The following is a 15,246-nucleotide window of genomic DNA, read 5'->3' as shown; positions in this document are numbered from 1 at the left end:
GCTTCCTGATAAGCGAACATCCTCCTCAGACCGGATGACAGCAATCCGGAAAAGGTATAGTTTTTTTGCTATATGGTATAGGTTTTCAACGCGGTTTCGCCTATTCCGATTTCATGACCTCGATCATCCAACGCCCGGTTTTGAGCGCACGTATTCTCTACAACGACGCAGGCGTCATCTTTCTGCGCGCCCCGGCGGGTGCTGGTAAGACAGTGCTGCTGAGCATGGTGGCAGAGCAGGCGGAACGAAATGTTTGCACGTCTCGGCAGCCGGGCGCGGTGGATGTGCAGGACGGCTGGCTGTTATGGGATATTCCCGTCTCTGCACGGACCGCGCGGTTGCCCGCTGCTATCCTTGAAACCGTCCGCACGCTTGTCATCGCCTGCCGTCCTGAACAGCGCATTAGCGGTCTGGCACGGCAGATACTGCATTTGGGGTACGATACGATCAATGCGGACGATCTGACGTTGAGCGATTTGGAGCTGTCTGCTCTGACAGCTTCAACAGCCACTCGAATGCGTCAGGGATATGCGGGTTGGCCAGCTTTTCTGTGTATTGATGAGGGCGTGGATGAGCCGACGCGTGTCGACTATCTGCGAGAGGCTTTCCTCGGTCACCTTTCGCCATCGCAGACCATGATGCTTGCCATATGGCTCGAAGCGCCGGTCGCCGCCGCCAATGAACCTTGGGCCAGTCAGTTGCCGCCCTTCCTAACGCGTGAGCCGCAAAATCATACCGAACTTCTGCGGCTTCTATCCATTGCCGTTCAGGAACGCCTCACCGCCTTTAAAACCGGCAGCGCCGTGGTCGAACTGGCATCGGCACTGGAAGCATCAGGGCAGTCACTTCGCGCCATGGCTCTCTTGCTCGATCACGGATACGAGACCCATGCAGCGCAGATACTTGAGCGGGCCCAGGGACGGGAGCTGATCTATCGCACCAGTGTCAACGCGTTTCAGGACATTATCACGCGCTTTTCGCATGAGATGATTGCCACGAATGAGACGGTGCTGTTTGCCGTCTGCCGATCTCTTCTCAAGCAGGGCGAACTTCAACGCGTTCGCCATCTCGTCAGTAAACATCTCGGTTCGGATTATCTCGATCCGCTTAAAGTGCTGTCGCTCGGATCAAGATTTTCCTTCGCCGCCCGCACCTTCCGGCTCAATTTGATGATCAGCGAGGATTTGACCCCCAATGATACCGTGATCAACCGGCTTGGGGAATTCATGGCTGACTATCCGATGGGGGACCATGGCAAATGGGCGAGCTATTACAACGCGCTTCTCGAGTTCGAAATTCGTCGCCGCAATTTCCGTGAGGCGGAGGCCGCCGCTGCCCGCGCTCTCATCTATCTCCGAAAAATGGGTGGTCAGCCGCTTCTCGAGTTCTTCATCCACCTGCACCAGATCGTTTTGCGTCTGATGAGCGGCGATGTGCTGATGGCAAGGCGTGCAGCACAGGACGCCCGCAACCGGCTGGAACAAGTCAACCACGAGTCCGAAACGGAGTTCCGGATGTTGCGGCTTGCGGATGCATGCATTACCTACGAAGCAGGCCGATCTCACGATCTTCTGCAATTCGTTCAGAATGATTTCGAACAATTCGCCGCTTCCGAGGTCTGGCCGAGCCTCATGCAATTCGGCTTGCATTATGCCACGCAGGTCGTGATCGACCATTTCCCAACGACGATAAGGCCGGGGTTTCTGGATGGCCTCTGGATTCATCTGTCAGAAGGGCTGCAATTCCATGCGATGATGGAAATCCGCACGGCCATTGCCTATCAAAACACCAACCGTTGGGCTGAGGCTGCGGCGACGCTCACGTCGATCCGCATGCCGATGGGCAAAAACTGGGTGGAGAGCGCGCAGGATGAGCTTTCGCGCCTTACGCGCCGGGACGAGATTGCCTATGTCATGGCATGGCTGCGGGACGCGGTTCACCTCTGGACGCCGCGCCCGTATCTTTCCCGCCAGCTTGATGCCCTGATAGCCAATCCGAAAGTCACCAATCGCGAAAGGGTCGCGCTGCACATATGGCAAAGCTATACGGCCCATCAACGCCGCGATAATGCAGCGGCTCGCTCACATATTCTTCTGGCGCTGGAATCGGCCAAGCGTCTCGGCTGTCACGGCGTACTATCCGAAGAGCGGATATTCCTGTCTCCCATCCTGGAAAATCGCCGCATCTGCGCTTTCATCGAGACCTCATCCGATGTGCGTGCGGCGCTGGCGATCTTCGCATCCTCGATCAACTCGCCGCAGGCGCGTGCTTTGCACGGTGGGTTGTCTCAGCGAGAGGTTCAGATGCTACAATTCCTGGCTGGTGGCATGTCGAACAAACGCATCGCCCAAGCGCTCAATATCTCCGAAGTGACGGTCAAGTTCCACTTGGGAAACTTGTACAGAAAAATCGATTGCAAACGCCGCTCTGAAGCCATCAGGGCCGGTATTGCGCTTGGCTGGCTGTAGGTCAGCTTTGAAGGGCGTGAAGTCCTAATGTCCCGCCACTTCGCTCCGCTGAAGTTTCGGCTTTCTGAGGAGGCAGGCTGCAAGAATTGCAGCAAGCGAGATCAGCGCACCACAGAGAAAGGCAGCTTTGGCCCCTCCTGTCGTGGCAGCAAGAGCATCGCCACCCGCAGAGGTGAGAGATGAAGCCCTCGACGTCAAAATCGCCACGAACAAAGCCGTGCCGGCCGCTCCTGCAACCTGTTGGGTGGTGCCAATCATGGCACTGCCATGGGCATAAAGGTGCTGCGGCAACGACCCAAGGCTGACGGTGAAAAGTGGCGTGAACATCAGCGCCAGCCCGATACTAAGAACGACGTGGGCGGCGAGCAGCATCCAGACGGATGTGTTTGTCTCGATAAACACCAGGCTCCACATCGACAGGCTGAACAGGAGCGCGCCCGGGATGACCAGTGGTGCGGGACCGACTTTGTCGAACACCCGACCGACGACCGGTGCGCACAGGCCCATGATCAATCCACCCGGCAGGAGAAGCAGTCCAGTCTGTAGCGTCGTCAGCCCCAATACGGTCTGCAGATAGATTGGCAAGAGGATAAACACGCCCAACATCGACATCATCATGATAGCCATGAGGACAGCCGCGATCGTAAAGGGTTTAGAGGTCAATGTCCTCAGATCGAGCAGTGCGCGGTCTCGTTTCTGTAGTGACAGCTGGCGCAAGACAAAGAACGCGATGACGGCGGCTCCGAGTAGAAGAGGCACCCAAGGGGAGACTGCGGATGGGTTAACAGCGGCCTCTCCCAGAGCATTCAGTCCATAAACGAAACTACCGAAGCCGATGGCTGAAAGGACAACAGAGAGGACATCGATGGGTGCATTTGTGGGTACGGTGACGTTCTCAATTCGTTTTGCTCCAAGCGCCAGCGCCGCCAGCGCAATGGGCAGCACGAGAAAGAACATCCAACGCCAGTCAAGGAAGGAGAGTATCAGTCCAGATAATGTCGGCCCGATTGCCGGGGCAACCGAGATGACGATCGAGATATTCCCCATCGTCTTGCCACGCGTTTCCGGCGGGACAAGATTCATGACGGTCGTCATCAGAAGCGGCATCATGATGGCCGTGCCGGAGGCCTGCACAATGCGACCGGCGACCAGCACTGGAAATCCGGGTGCCAGACCGCAGATCAGTGTACCTGCGCTGAACAACGACATCGCAAGGATGAAAACAGGCCGTGTGTTCAAACGCTGCAGCAGAAAACCGGTGACCGGGATCACGACGGCCATGGTCAGCATGAATGCCGTCGTCAGCCATTGCGCGGCACTGGCGGTAATTTTGAGATCGGCCATGAGATGCGGCAATGCCACGCCCATGATGGTTTCGTTGAGAATGACGACGAAAGCCGACACCAGCAACAGGGTGATGACAAGCCTGTTGCGCGCTGTGTGATCCTCGGAAATCTTGCCTTCTGCCTCGGGTACTGACGAGATCTCGCGTGTCATTTGATCGCCTCGAAATGGAGTGGCGATCACGATCTCGCCGTCCTGGTTTCAATGTTGCTTCATTATGACGTGCGAGACGCTATAGTTCCGACAACCGCGCCGAATTATTCGCAAATCTACCCGTTGTGATTTGTGCGCGGTTAGCAGGAAACTCATCTTCGCGGTAGCTTATGAGCAGACTGAACAGGTCGTTGCGTAGACATTTGCGGGGCGTGAGCATGGCCTCGATACGTCGGGTGATGATCGTCTGAACCTCAGACAGTGCCTCGACCGAACCACCCTCGATGATGACCACGACATTAACCGTGTCCAGATCGGTCGTTTCTTCCTGCGTGAAAACTTCATAGCTCTGGTTGGGCTCGGCAACGGCTATTCGGAAGCGAACAATGCGGGCTTCGGTGATGAGCTGTTGTATTGTCGTTTCCAGCTGCTGCACCGAATCCCGGGCTTTGTTGCGTTCTACCGAATAAGCCTGAACGATTGCGGCCCCGCCTATTCCGTTTCCGCCAAAGGTCGCGATCTCGCCAGGAATTCTAAGGACGCTCGAGAAATGCTGACGCATCTTCAGCGACCAAGGGGTCGGGTTGCGCACGAGGTCAAGATAGGCGTGGTGCTGGATCACGCTGAGGTCTTCAAGCTCGTAGAGGGTGAAATAGCTTTCACTGTTGGCTGAAGACACGTAACGGCACGCGGCGCGCATGCCGGGCACGGTCAGGCGCTCTGGCACATGCTCGAACGTGTGCCAGGCTTCGTATTCCTCAGCCAGCTTGGACGGATAATCGTTCCAGAGTGCTAGAATGGCAGCAGCCATCAGACATCTCCCATGCGTAAGATGACTTTAGAGGCGACATGGTCATGCGCAGCATCAAAGCCGGCGAGAGCGTCCGTCAACGGCAGGGTGTGCGAAATCAGGTGTCGCATCAAATCCTGATGACCATCGAGAAAGGCGATCACTGCGTCCCATTCGGTAGCCGGCGCTCGATAAGATCCGCGTATCTGCTGGTGCATGCGGACCAGTGAGGTCAGATCGATCTCTGCGGGTTTGGGGTGGATGCCGACGATGGTGAAAATACCGCGCTTCTTCAGAAATGGCAGCGTAGCCGCAACCAGCGTTGGCACGCCCGCCGCTTCGATGATTGCATCGAAAGGCTCGAATTTGGAGAGCGCAGTTTTCATATCGACGACGGCAGTATCGATCAGATGGTCGAAGCCAACAGCGGCAAGGCGCTTGAGGCGCGGCCCATCATCGCGTCCCATGACAACGACATTTGCACCTCTGGAGCGCGCCAGAATTGCGATACCTTGGCCTATAAAGCCCGGGCCGATGACCAGAATGTTCTGGCCTGCCTGAATCTCGGCTGTCGCGACAGCCTCTGCGCAGACCGTCATCGGTTCGGTCAAAGCAGCGACATCCATGTCGAGACTGTCGGGTAGGGCGTGACAGTTCTTGTAGGGAACGCAGACATAGGAGGTGAAGGCACCGCTTCGGCCAATGCCGACCCCTTTGCGTCGCGTGCAATTGTCTTCGTCTCCCGCCAGACAAGCGTTGCAGCTTCCGCATGTGGTGGAGGGCCTGGCGGTCACACGGGTTCCGATTGCGTCAGCAGGAACGTCGGTGCCAGCTTGTTCTATCATGCCGGAAAACTCATGGCCGAGTGTGATGGGCATGACGCTTTCCATCGACTCGTAGCCCGGCGTCCACTGCGCGATATGCAGGTCGGTACCGCAAATGCCAGCGGAATGCACACGGATCAATACCTCGCCAGCGGCTACGTTGTCGGGCTGCGCAATCGTGTTGAACTGCACGCCGCTGCCGGGCCGGACCTTTTGCAATGCCAGCATATGGAAATCTCCGTTCTTAAGTTCTGCTTTCAGCCGCGCCAGCTCAGGAAGCGCTTCTCGACCTGTCCGATCGCAAAATTCACAATCAGACCCATGACTGAGAGGATCGCGACCCCAGCGAAAAGCTTTTCGAGATCGTAGAGCGAGCCTGCCTCAAGGATGTAAGAACCCACACCATATTGTGCCCCCAGCATTTCCGCCGCAACCAGAAGGATGATGGCGATCGAAATCGATACGCGCAGACCGGAAAGGATGGCCGGGAAAGCACCGGGCAGGACGATCTTGCGGATGATCGACCACCAGCTCAGCCCGAAACTCTGGCCCATTCTGATGAGCGTGCGATCAACATTGTCGACTGCGCCATAGGTTGCCACCACCGTCGGCGTGAAGGTTCCGAAGGCGATCAACGCGTATTTCGATGTTTCATCGATGCCGAACCAAATAACGAAGAGTGGCAGAAGCGCGATCTTCGGGATTGGAAACAGCGCCGCGACCAATGGCACCAGGCCTGCGCGAACGTAGCTGAACAGGCCGATCATCACACCCACCGATATGCCGACCGCAATGCCCAAGAAAGCGCCGACGAACAAACGCTGTAACGAGGGCAGCAGGTGTTTCCACAAAAGACCGGTCTGCCAGAGTTGTACGAAAGTATCGAGCACGGCGGAAGGCCGTGGCAAAGTGAGGTTGGAAATGAAGCCGCTACGTGTGCCAATTTCGGCAAGTGCGATCAAAATGATAAAGACGGCGATGCCCATGCCGCGCACCGGGATAGGTGCAAAGCCACCGCCGCGAAAGGTCACCGGACGCACCGGCACGGTCTTGCTGTCAGTGCTTTTGTTGCTGGCCGTTTCGGCAGCATTGGCATGCATGGTTACGTCAGACATTGACCAACTCCTTGTCGGCGGCCATGGCCTCATCGCGCATCAGGTCCCAAAGCTGTTTCTGTTTTTCTTCCAGCACGGGATCACCGAGATGACGGTCGGATAGAGGGATGTCGATATCGACGATTTCCCGGATCTGGCCCGGGCGGCGGGACAGCACCACGACACGGTGGCCCAGCCGGACCGCTTCGTTGAGGTTGTGAGTGACATAGACGGATGTAAACGGCTGCCTTGTCCACAGCGAAATCAGGTCATCCATTAAAAGCTCGCGTGTCTGGCTGTCGAGTGCCGAAAGCGGCTCGTCCATCAGCATCACGGCGGGACGAACTGCGAGCGCTCGACTGATTGCGACGCGTTGGCGCATGCCACCCGAAAGCTGTTTCGGAAGGGCCTTTCGGAAGTCCGACAGGCGGGTTCGGTCGAGAACATCCGTGACGATCTCGTCCATCTCTCGCCGACTGATACCATGGTCTTCAAGCACAAGCCGGATGTTGCCTTCAACCGTACGCCACGGCAGAAGTGCAAAATGCTGAAAGACATAGGTAAGGGGATTGAGGGAGCCCGGCGGCGGGTTTCCGATCTGCAAAACCTCGCCTGAACTTGGGCGCTCCAGGCCGCCGAGAAAGCGGAGCAAGGTTGATTTGCCGCAACCGGACGGTCCGATCAGACAGATGATCTGCCCCTGCGGGATATCGAGCGATATATCTTTCAGAACCTCTACGGCTCCGTAGGAATGGCTGATGTTCTTCAGCTTCAGGTCCATGGGTCCTCCATGCGAAGGCCGTGAGGCCTTCGCGAAAATAGCAGGCTGATCAAATCGTCTTGACGTAGGACGCGTCGAAGAGCTGTTCGTGGGTAATTGCGTCCTTGACCATGCCTTCGGCCTTGAACCAGTCTAGCTGTTCAACGCAGCTGCCAAGCGACAGCGCCAGATCGGTATTGATGCGCATCGCACCATCGACCAGGTTCTGCTTGGCGTCTTCGAACGGACTGTCGCTTTCGACGTACTTATGGACGATTTTCGCCAGAGCATCGCGCTCGGCGTCGTCAGCCTTGTTGTCCACGAACGCAGCATTGTAATCCGCAATTGCCCGCGAATAGGCTTTGACGAATGCTGTTGTCATCTCGCGTTCACTGGCTGCATTCTTGGTTGAGGTAAAGGCTGTCGTGACCTGATAATCCGGTGCGTAGTCGGAGACCAGACCGATCTGTTTGGCAGCGCCCTCGCGGATCATTTTCTTGGCCACATTCGGCTGGATCGCCCAGGCATCGATCTGACCTGTCGTCAGTGCACCAACGATGGCACCCAGCTTTTGCAACGGACGCAACTGCATGTCGGACAGCTTGATGTTGTTGGCGACGGCAATCTTGTGGGCCATGAAATGGAAGGAGGAGCCTGCCGTGGTGATGCCGAAGCTTTTGCCGGAGAGCTTGGAGGGGTCTGTGAGGCCAGCGTCATAGGCCTTGTTCGATGCGAGGATGATTGCGCCCGTGACGCCCTTCTCCTCGGTCAGTGCGCCGCCGATAACTTTGATGGCATCTTTTTGGGCGAGGCTGATGAGACCACCGCTCATGGAGGTCACGCCGAAATCCGCATCCCCGGAAGCGATCGCTACGGCCATCGGCTGAGCGGCCTCGAAGAATTTCAGCTCGATATCAAGTCCGGCCTCCTTGTAGTAGCCGCGCTCAAAAGCGATGAAGCTTGGAGCATGGCTGGCAAGATGAAGGACCGCGAGATTACGTGTGGCGGCCCGTGCGGGCAAGCCGAAGGCTGCTGCGCTGCCGAGTGCGCCCATGCCGATAAGCGCCTGACGGCGGTTCAAAAATACATTCATTCCAATTCTCCTCCCAAGGATGACGTGTCTGACGCGTCTTATGCTTTCATTGCCACCGACTGAAAAGGAAGACAACGAACAATGATTATGTCTCCCATGCCTTTAAGGCATGTCGATGGAGTTTTGCAATCGGTCGAGTGGTGGCAGATCGGCCAATCGTCGCGTAAGAATCTCAACGAGTTTGCGCAAATTGGCGGAATGCGAGCGGCGACGGTTCCACAGAACAGATATCGAGAATTGCGGCGCGTTCTCGATGGGCCGAACAACGAGGTTGCTGCCGACTGGGCCGAGCGTCGTGACGTAGTCAACAAGCACGATGCCCATCGCCTCGTTCGCCAGCGCCAATGCGGTATCAGAAAACCGTGCGACAGCCCGCGTGTTGACCTTCAATTTTTCCCGGCTGAGAAAGTGATCAACGACGGTTTGGTGAGCGCCACCTGCGGCAAAGGCAATGAAATCCATATCAGCGAGATTAGCCGCACGAATGATGGATTTACTGGCAAGGTCGTGGCTCTTGTGAATAACGGCCACCAGATCGACCCGCCCGACATGTTCGACGGCAATCAACGGATGGTCGGGCGAGGCAATCGTCACCACCGCTTCACCACGTCCGGTAATCAGATATTCCTCGATTTGGTCGACTGGCAACACGTCGAAGAACAACTCGATCCCTGGCACTTCGACGGATAAGGTGCGCAAAGCCTGCGGTACTAGAGCACGCGCCACGCTTGCTGTCGAGCCGACGCGGAATACCGCCGTTTCGCCACGGGCTATGCGGCCGATCTGCGTTCCGACACCGGTCAATTGCCGGATCAGCGGATCGATCTCGGCATATATCTCCAGTGCTTCAGAGGTCGGTACAAGACCGTTGCGGTCGCGCGTGAAGAGCGGAATACCAAGCAGGTCCTCGATGCGACGGATCGTGCGGCTGAGCGCTGGCTGGGAAACGTTGAGAACCTTGGACGCACCCGTGATGGAGCGCGCCTGCATTACCGCGTAGAAAACTTCCATTTGCCGCAGGCTCAGCAACCCATCGCCAGAGCCTTGGGAGACCAGCTCTTTATCATCTTCATCATGGGGCATTAGCGGTCTTCCTAAGAAATGGCCGCAGTTCTTCGAGCACTTCGACAGCCGCGGTCTCGGGCAGCAGATGGCCGCCACCAATGCCCTTTCCTTCGATCTCGGTTGCCCAATCAGCCCATATGTCGAGTGGCTTGCGGCCTCCGCCATAGAGCCGGTCTTTTTCCCACAACACCAGAACCGGCACCTGGATTTTCCGGCCCGAAGTGCGGTCGGCAAGATCGTCAGCTTCGTCAACCGTTGCACCAGCACGGTAGTCCTCGCACATGGCGTGGCGAACGTCGGGATTGTCGAAGGCGAGCCTGTAGTCTTCCAGCGCCAGCGGATCGATCAATTCAATATTCTCTGCCATTTTCCCAAGCGTCAGGTCGATGAGGAAACGCGGATCTGCCGCCATCAGCGTTTCCGGCAGCGGTGCCGGTTGGGCCATCATGAACCAGTGCCAGGCACCCATGCCGAAAGCCTTGCTGGCACCTTCCCACATTTCCGGCGTCGGAACGACGGTGACAGAAACGAATGCCGTGACGGCATTGGTGAAGTCCAACGCCATCCGATAGGCAACCCGGCCACCGCGATCGTGACCGATGACGACGAAGCGGCGATGTCCCAGCGCGAACATCATCTCATGCAGGTTTTTTGCCATGTGGCGTTTGGAGCCCATGCCTTGCGCGTTGCCAGTCGTGCGGCTGTCGCCATAGCCCGGCAGGTCTGGAATGACCACGGTATACGCGTCAGCCAGCGCGGGCGCGATCCGATGCCACGCTGTGCGGGTCTCGGGATAGCCGTGTAGCAAGAGGATTGCGGGGCCAGTTCCAGCAGTCAGGACAGCAAAATCAACGTCTGGAGTCTCGATACGTGTCTCTTTGAAACCGGGGAATAGGTCGTTTGCGCGTCTATGCATCGATTTTCGGTCCTGCTTGCGTGTTGATCGTCACTGCAGCGATGTCCCGCAATGCGTTGATCAGGCTGTCGACGCCCCTTTGTCGCGGACGAAGATGGCAGATATGGACGTAACCGGAAACAGTGACACTGTTTTCGACAGGTATTGCCACGAGCCCATTTACTTCGCAATCTATCGCCGAGAAGGCGTCGAGAATTGTGATGCCGATGCGCTCGGTCACGAAAGACAGGGCAGCCTCGACAAAGTGTACATAGACCGCCGTTGTCCGGGACACGCCCCAGCGTCGATAGGTTTCATCGATCAGAAGACCATGCGTCGTGGTAGTGCCGAAAGAGATGAGCGATTCGTTTGCAAGTGCCAGCGGCGTTACTGATTTGCGGCCAGCCAGAGCATGGTCATTTGGTACCACGCAGACGAGGCCAGCACTGGCTATTCGTGCCGTTTCGATAACGGGATCGTTGACTTCCGCTATCGTCGCGACGCAGGCACCCTGACCGAACAGCAGGTAATCGCGGACGTCCCGCTGCGATAGAGAGTCGCTATAATAGGTGCCAGCCGCTCCCTCCTGTTGCAGACGTTTCAGCGCTTTCGGGATCAGCCGCATGCCAAGGCTCGGCGTCGACCCGAAGCGAAAAGTCGAGGTATCCCCACGGGCAATCGAATAGATGGCCTCTGACAACATCTCGGATTGTTGATGGACGCGCTCGACTTCGGCAAGAATAAGCTCTGCTTCCTGCGTCGGCACAAGCCTGCCGGAAATGCGTGCAAACAATGCAATTCCAAGCTGATCTTCCAGCCGTTTGATGGCGGTAGACAGGCTTGGCTGCGACACGCCAAGGTGACGGGCCGCCGCCGTCAGCGAATTCGTGGCCATGATCGTGCGAAAAATCTCTATCTGCCGCTCTTTGAGCTTGGGATTATTCATCCGTGCGAGCGCCTCCATCCTATAAGTTGAAGTTATGTCATCAGCCTAAATTTGTATTGGCGTCAATAGCCGGCGCTTCCTATCGTCGTTGCGAAACAGGGAGCGAGCGTCGTGATTGGTAGCGAAACACGTCTGGTGGCGATCATCGGATCACCTATATCCCAGGTGAAATCACCCGATAATTTCAACCGCTACTTTGCCGATGAGGGAGCGGATAGGGCCATGATCGCCATTGATCTCCTTCCCGATCGTGTGGCCGATTTCGTATCAACTGTGCGTGGCTGGCAGAATCTTGACGGCTTCGTCGTTACCATTCCGCACAAGGGGGCAGTCGCAGGCTTGGTCGATGAACTCAGCGCCACGGCGCAGTTCCTCGGCGTCGCAAATGTGGTGAGACGACATGCCGATGGTCGCCTTTCCGGGGACATGACCGACGGGGAGGGTTTTCTCAAGGCTTCCGAAACACATGGTTTTGAACCGGCAGGCAAAACCATATTGATGGTCGGGGCAGGGGCTGCGGGCAGCGCGATTGGTTATGCGCTTGCAACGGCCGGCGTTTCGCATCTTGCTATTTCCGATCGCCACGAAGATCGTGCCGCCAATCTGGCCGCTCGCTTGGCCACTGCGTTCCCAGCCGTCACGGTTTCTGGCGGAGCGATGCCCCAGCACGGCTTCGATCTCGTCGTCAACGCTTCATCTTCCGGCATGCATCCGGACGATCCTCTGCCGGTGCCGGACTCCATTCTATCAATGATGCCCTCGCACGGGCTGGTGGCAGATGTCGTGACCAGTCCAGACATTACGCCGTTACTGATGCTGGCAAGGCGGCGTGGCCTGAAAATCCAGACGGGTAAAGAAATGGCCAAAGCACAGCTTTTTGCGCTCGCTAAAGCGATGGGTCTGATCGAAGAGGGATCATCGGATGTTTAACGCGCGGGGTGGTCGATATGACGTCGTGGTCGTCGGAGGTGGGGCGGCTGGAATGAGTGCGGCGGTGGCTTCCGTCCGGATGGGTGCGAAAGTCGCGCTGATAGAGCGCTACGGTTTCCTTGGGGGCGCTGCGGCCAATTCGCTGGTGCTTGCCTATTGCGGGTTCTTCCTGAAGGGTCCTGAGCCTATTTTTGCAGTGGGCGGGATCGGTGCGGATCTGCTGGCCACGCTTGATGGGATCAGTCAGGACATCACCCCGATCAGATCGAGCAGTGGGAACTGGATCGTCATGCTAGACCCGGAGGCGGTTAAATTCGCCTTCGACCGGATGACAGATGTCTCTGGTTTGGATGTCCTGCTGCACAGTCGTGTCACCGCTGTCGCTACCGAACCGAACGGTATTTCCGCCATCACGTTGACCGATCATGCTGGCAGCTACGAGATCACAGCCGACGCATTTGTCGATGCCAGTGGTGATGCCGTATTGGCGTCGCTGGCGGGACTTGAGATGACGACCGACAGCATGGCAGGCGATCATGTCCAGCCTGCATCGATGCCGGTTCGCATTGGCGGGGTTGCGGCTGACGTGCCGTTTGACCGGGCGCGAATGGCACAGCTGATTGCGCAGCACAATGCCAGCTCCGATGCCCCGATCCACCGTCTGGACGGCGGTGTGATGCTGCGGCTGCCAACATCGAACGATTATTGGTGGATGACGATCGATCTTGAGACCGACGGTCTCAGCGGTGCCAGTTTAGGGGCGGCCGAGCGCCAAGCGCGGCTGGAAGCGTGGAGGAACCTGCAATTGCTGCGACAGATGTCGGGGTTTGAAAGTGCATTCATAGCAGCTACGGGACCGCAGATTGGTATTCGTGAAACACGTCGGCCACGCTCGCGTGAAGATTTGACGGGTACGGCGCTAAAAAACGGGGAGCGTCGCGACGATGGCATCGGTCGTGCCGCTTGGCCGATGGAGGTTCACGAAGCGCCTGGACGGGCGCGCTTCATTCATCTTGGCGGCGAGGGTTTTGCCGATATACCGATGGGGTCCGTTGAGGCTGCTGGCGCGGACAATCTTTTTCTCGCCGGCCGAGTTGCGGGCGCAGATGCCTCCGCCTACGGCTCCCTGCGGGTGATGGGTACAGCCTTCGTGACCGGTCATGCGGCTGGCACGGCAGCGGCCTTGCGGGCTCAATCGGCCTCCGCTTGGGCGTCCGATGTTCGGAAGCAGCTCGCTCTCCAAAATGCTTTGATCTGAGAGCCTCGAGAAGAAAGCGATATTGAGAACTTTTTAGTGTGACTGTAATCTCACAAAGTGTACTAACGCCGGTAAATTCGTTCGGCGTTAGCGTGCCTGAGTTTTTCCCGGTCGGCTGGTGCCAGAAATAGGATTGCGGCTTCGAATGTATCGACGAGCCTTTCCGCTCTTGAAAAAAGCAGATCGACCGGCAGGCTCGAGCCGAACACGACGCGGTCGGGGCCGAATGTGCGGATTGTGTCTTGAAGGATGGGGATTGTGTCTGCTTTTAACCAGTTCGGATGGCCAAGACCATAGCCCGAAAGTTTGACGAAGACATTGTCTGCTGATGCGAGGCGTTCCATGGCCGTGGACCAGTGGCGAAGCGCGGATGCCGAGCGATTGATCGGCATGCCGAAATGATTGAGAACGATCTGCGTCTGCGGAAAATCCTGCGCCAGTTCGAGCGCCATTTCCATCTGCGGCCAGTAAATTTGCAGATCGAATGACAAATGATGTCCCGCGAGGGAGGAAAAACCGCGTCTCCATTCCGGCTGCTCCATCATATCAGGTGCGGAGGCAACGCGCAGATGCGGGTTATCATGCCAGTTCAGTATCTGACGGATTCCCCTGAACGCAGGAAAGGCGATGTGATCGGTCAGAACTCGGTCGATGTCAGGGGCAGAAAGGTTTGCATAGCCGACAAAGACAGTGGCGAGGTTTTCGGTTTCGATGAGAGAGGAAAGCCAACGTGTCTCTCCCTCCGGATCGTCGGACCTCCAGCCATTTTGAACATGCACGGTCGAGCCTATGATCGAGCGCGGCATGTTGACTTCACCCGAAGCCCGCACCATGCCTTAGAATTGGGCTCCTATGGATGATGGCAGCGAGCGGCTGATCCCGCGCCAATATGTCAAGAATATCGACTGGGAGGCGCAGGGCCGCACTTTGATGCATGTTTACCCGGCGACGCATGGGCCGCATAACCCCATCGGCCACTCGGTCGGCATGGCCGGCGGCCAAAACAGTTTCAACATCTTCTCCCACAACTATGATCGGATGGAAGAGGGCATGGTGTTCGTACTGCACACGCAATGGCTTGAGCCGTTGTCGGCGGGCTGTAATGTCGGCGACATGTATGTCGTCACGAGGGACGGGTTCGAAAACCTTTCCCGCCACACCCAGCTTGAAACCCACTGCATCGCTGCCGAGGCCTGATATGACCGAACACACCCATTTTGATTTCGCCAAGCTCAGTGAGCGGGAACGCTACAAAATCCTTATAGGCACCGTCATCCCACGCCCTATTGCGCTGGTCACAACGGTCAGCAAGGACGGAACACCCAACGCTGGCCCGTTCAGCTTTACGACCCTCCAGGTCGGTCCGGCCCGCGAATCATTCTCGGAGAAGTCGTTGGCGTCTTCGTTCGCAGTGATGCTGTCAACGCGGCCAACCTTCATATCGACCAACAGCTCATGGATGCCGTCGGCCGCATGGGTGGACGCACTTATACCCGCACCCGCGATCAGTTCGATATCAAGACGCTGACGCCGCAGGAATGGGAAAGCCGGACGGCGGCTGAGAAGGTGGCGGCCGAGTGACGAGCGGGAGGTAATTCTCTCGGTTGGTAGCGTGCAGCTGGAAAG

Annotated in this window: 13 protein-coding genes and 2 pseudogenes; 5 read left to right on the top strand and 10 right to left on the bottom strand. The window is 57.3% G+C overall.

Annotated elements, in window-relative coordinates:
- Positions 1 to 113: 113 nt before the first annotated feature.
- Complete coding sequence (locus DSM25558_RS12380) at positions 114 to 2,468, top strand: helix-turn-helix transcriptional regulator (RefSeq protein ID WP_077105128.1); 2,355 nt, start codon at positions 114 to 116, stop codon at positions 2,466 to 2,468.
- A 24-nt stretch (positions 2,469 to 2,492) separates the two neighbouring features.
- Here DSM25558_RS12380 and DSM25558_RS12375 read toward each other — a convergent pair whose 3' ends face one another.
- The 9 genes from DSM25558_RS12375 to DSM25558_RS12335 form a co-directional block, all read right to left on the bottom strand.
- Positions 2,493 to 3,965 carry a DHA2 family efflux MFS transporter permease subunit gene (locus DSM25558_RS12375; protein ID WP_077105070.1) on the bottom strand — a complete coding sequence of 491 codons (1,473 nt, stop codon included), beginning with the start codon at positions 3,963 to 3,965 and terminating at the stop codon, positions 2,493 to 2,495.
- Positions 3,966 to 4,044: 79 nt separating this feature from the next.
- Positions 4,045 to 4,776, bottom strand: coding sequence for a DUF4286 family protein (locus DSM25558_RS12370; RefSeq protein ID WP_077105069.1), 732 nt, complete (start codon positions 4,774 to 4,776; stop codon positions 4,045 to 4,047).
- Entirely contained in the window at positions 4,776 to 5,807 is a 1,032-nt protein-coding gene (locus tag DSM25558_RS12365) for a zinc-dependent alcohol dehydrogenase (protein WP_077105068.1), read from the bottom strand. The genes DSM25558_RS12370 and DSM25558_RS12365 overlap by 1 nt, the downstream gene beginning before the upstream one ends.
- A 29-nt stretch (positions 5,808 to 5,836) precedes the next feature.
- Positions 5,837 to 6,679 (bottom strand): ABC transporter permease, encoded by an 843-nt coding sequence (locus tag DSM25558_RS12360; RefSeq protein WP_083716433.1) that lies wholly within the window; start codon positions 6,677 to 6,679, stop codon positions 5,837 to 5,839.
- 7 nt (positions 6,680 to 6,686) lie between these two features.
- Complete coding sequence (locus DSM25558_RS12355) at positions 6,687 to 7,454, bottom strand: ABC transporter ATP-binding protein (RefSeq protein ID WP_077105066.1); 768 nt, start codon at positions 7,452 to 7,454, stop codon at positions 6,687 to 6,689.
- A gap of 49 nt (positions 7,455 to 7,503) precedes the next feature.
- On the bottom strand, positions 7,504 to 8,526 hold the full coding sequence (locus DSM25558_RS12350; RefSeq protein ID WP_077105065.1) for an ABC transporter substrate-binding protein: 1,023 nt from the start codon (positions 8,524 to 8,526) through the stop codon (positions 7,504 to 7,506).
- A gap of 102 nt (positions 8,527 to 8,628) precedes the next feature.
- Positions 8,629 to 9,609: a LysR family transcriptional regulator gene (locus DSM25558_RS12345; protein WP_077105064.1), complete on the bottom strand. Its 981-nt coding sequence runs from the start codon at positions 9,607 to 9,609 to the stop codon at positions 8,629 to 8,631.
- Positions 9,599 to 10,507: an alpha/beta fold hydrolase gene (locus DSM25558_RS12340; RefSeq protein WP_077105063.1), complete on the bottom strand. Its 909-nt coding sequence runs from the start codon at positions 10,505 to 10,507 to the stop codon at positions 9,599 to 9,601. Before DSM25558_RS12340 ends, DSM25558_RS12345 begins: the two co-directional genes overlap by 11 nt.
- The gene (locus DSM25558_RS12335) at positions 10,500 to 11,432 is read right to left on the bottom strand and encodes a LysR family transcriptional regulator (protein WP_077105062.1); all 933 of its coding nucleotides are present in this window, start codon (positions 11,430 to 11,432) and stop codon (positions 10,500 to 10,502) included. Before DSM25558_RS12335 ends, DSM25558_RS12340 begins: the two co-directional genes overlap by 8 nt.
- A gap of 111 nt (positions 11,433 to 11,543) precedes the next feature.
- On the opposite strand from DSM25558_RS12335, the gene DSM25558_RS12330 reads away from it, so the two are divergent.
- Both DSM25558_RS12330 and DSM25558_RS12325 read left to right on the top strand, forming a co-directional pair.
- A complete protein-coding gene (locus DSM25558_RS12330) occupies positions 11,544 to 12,362 on the top strand; it encodes a shikimate dehydrogenase family protein (protein WP_083716431.1) in 819 nt (272 codons plus the stop codon).
- Complete coding sequence (locus tag DSM25558_RS12325; RefSeq protein WP_077105060.1) at positions 12,355 to 13,620, top strand: FAD-dependent oxidoreductase; 1,266 nt, start codon at positions 12,355 to 12,357, stop codon at positions 13,618 to 13,620. Before DSM25558_RS12330 ends, DSM25558_RS12325 begins: the two co-directional genes overlap by 8 nt.
- Positions 13,621 to 13,682: 62 nt before the next feature.
- On the opposite strand, the gene DSM25558_RS12320 is transcribed toward DSM25558_RS12325, so the two are convergent.
- The gene (locus DSM25558_RS12320; RefSeq protein ID WP_077105059.1) at positions 13,683 to 14,426 is read right to left on the bottom strand and encodes an amidohydrolase family protein; all 744 of its coding nucleotides are present in this window, start codon (positions 14,424 to 14,426) and stop codon (positions 13,683 to 13,685) included.
- Here DSM25558_RS12320 and DSM25558_RS12315 point away from each other — a divergent pair.
- Positions 14,404 to 14,817 (top strand): annotated as a pseudogene (locus DSM25558_RS12315) (aminopeptidase P family protein); the annotation flags it as partial. The gene DSM25558_RS12320 and the pseudogene DSM25558_RS12315 sit on opposite strands and share 23 nt — an antisense overlap.
- A 1-nt stretch (position 14,818) precedes the next feature.
- Positions 14,819 to 15,201, top strand: a pseudogene (locus DSM25558_RS29310) (hypothetical protein).
- Positions 15,202 to 15,246: the final 45 nt, after the last annotated feature.

The sequence above is a fragment of the Agrobacterium sp. DSM 25558 genome, assembly GCF_900100825.1.
GTDB lineage: Bacteria > Pseudomonadota > Alphaproteobacteria > Rhizobiales > Rhizobiaceae > Agrobacterium.
This window is presented reverse-complemented; position numbering and strand designations above follow the sequence as displayed.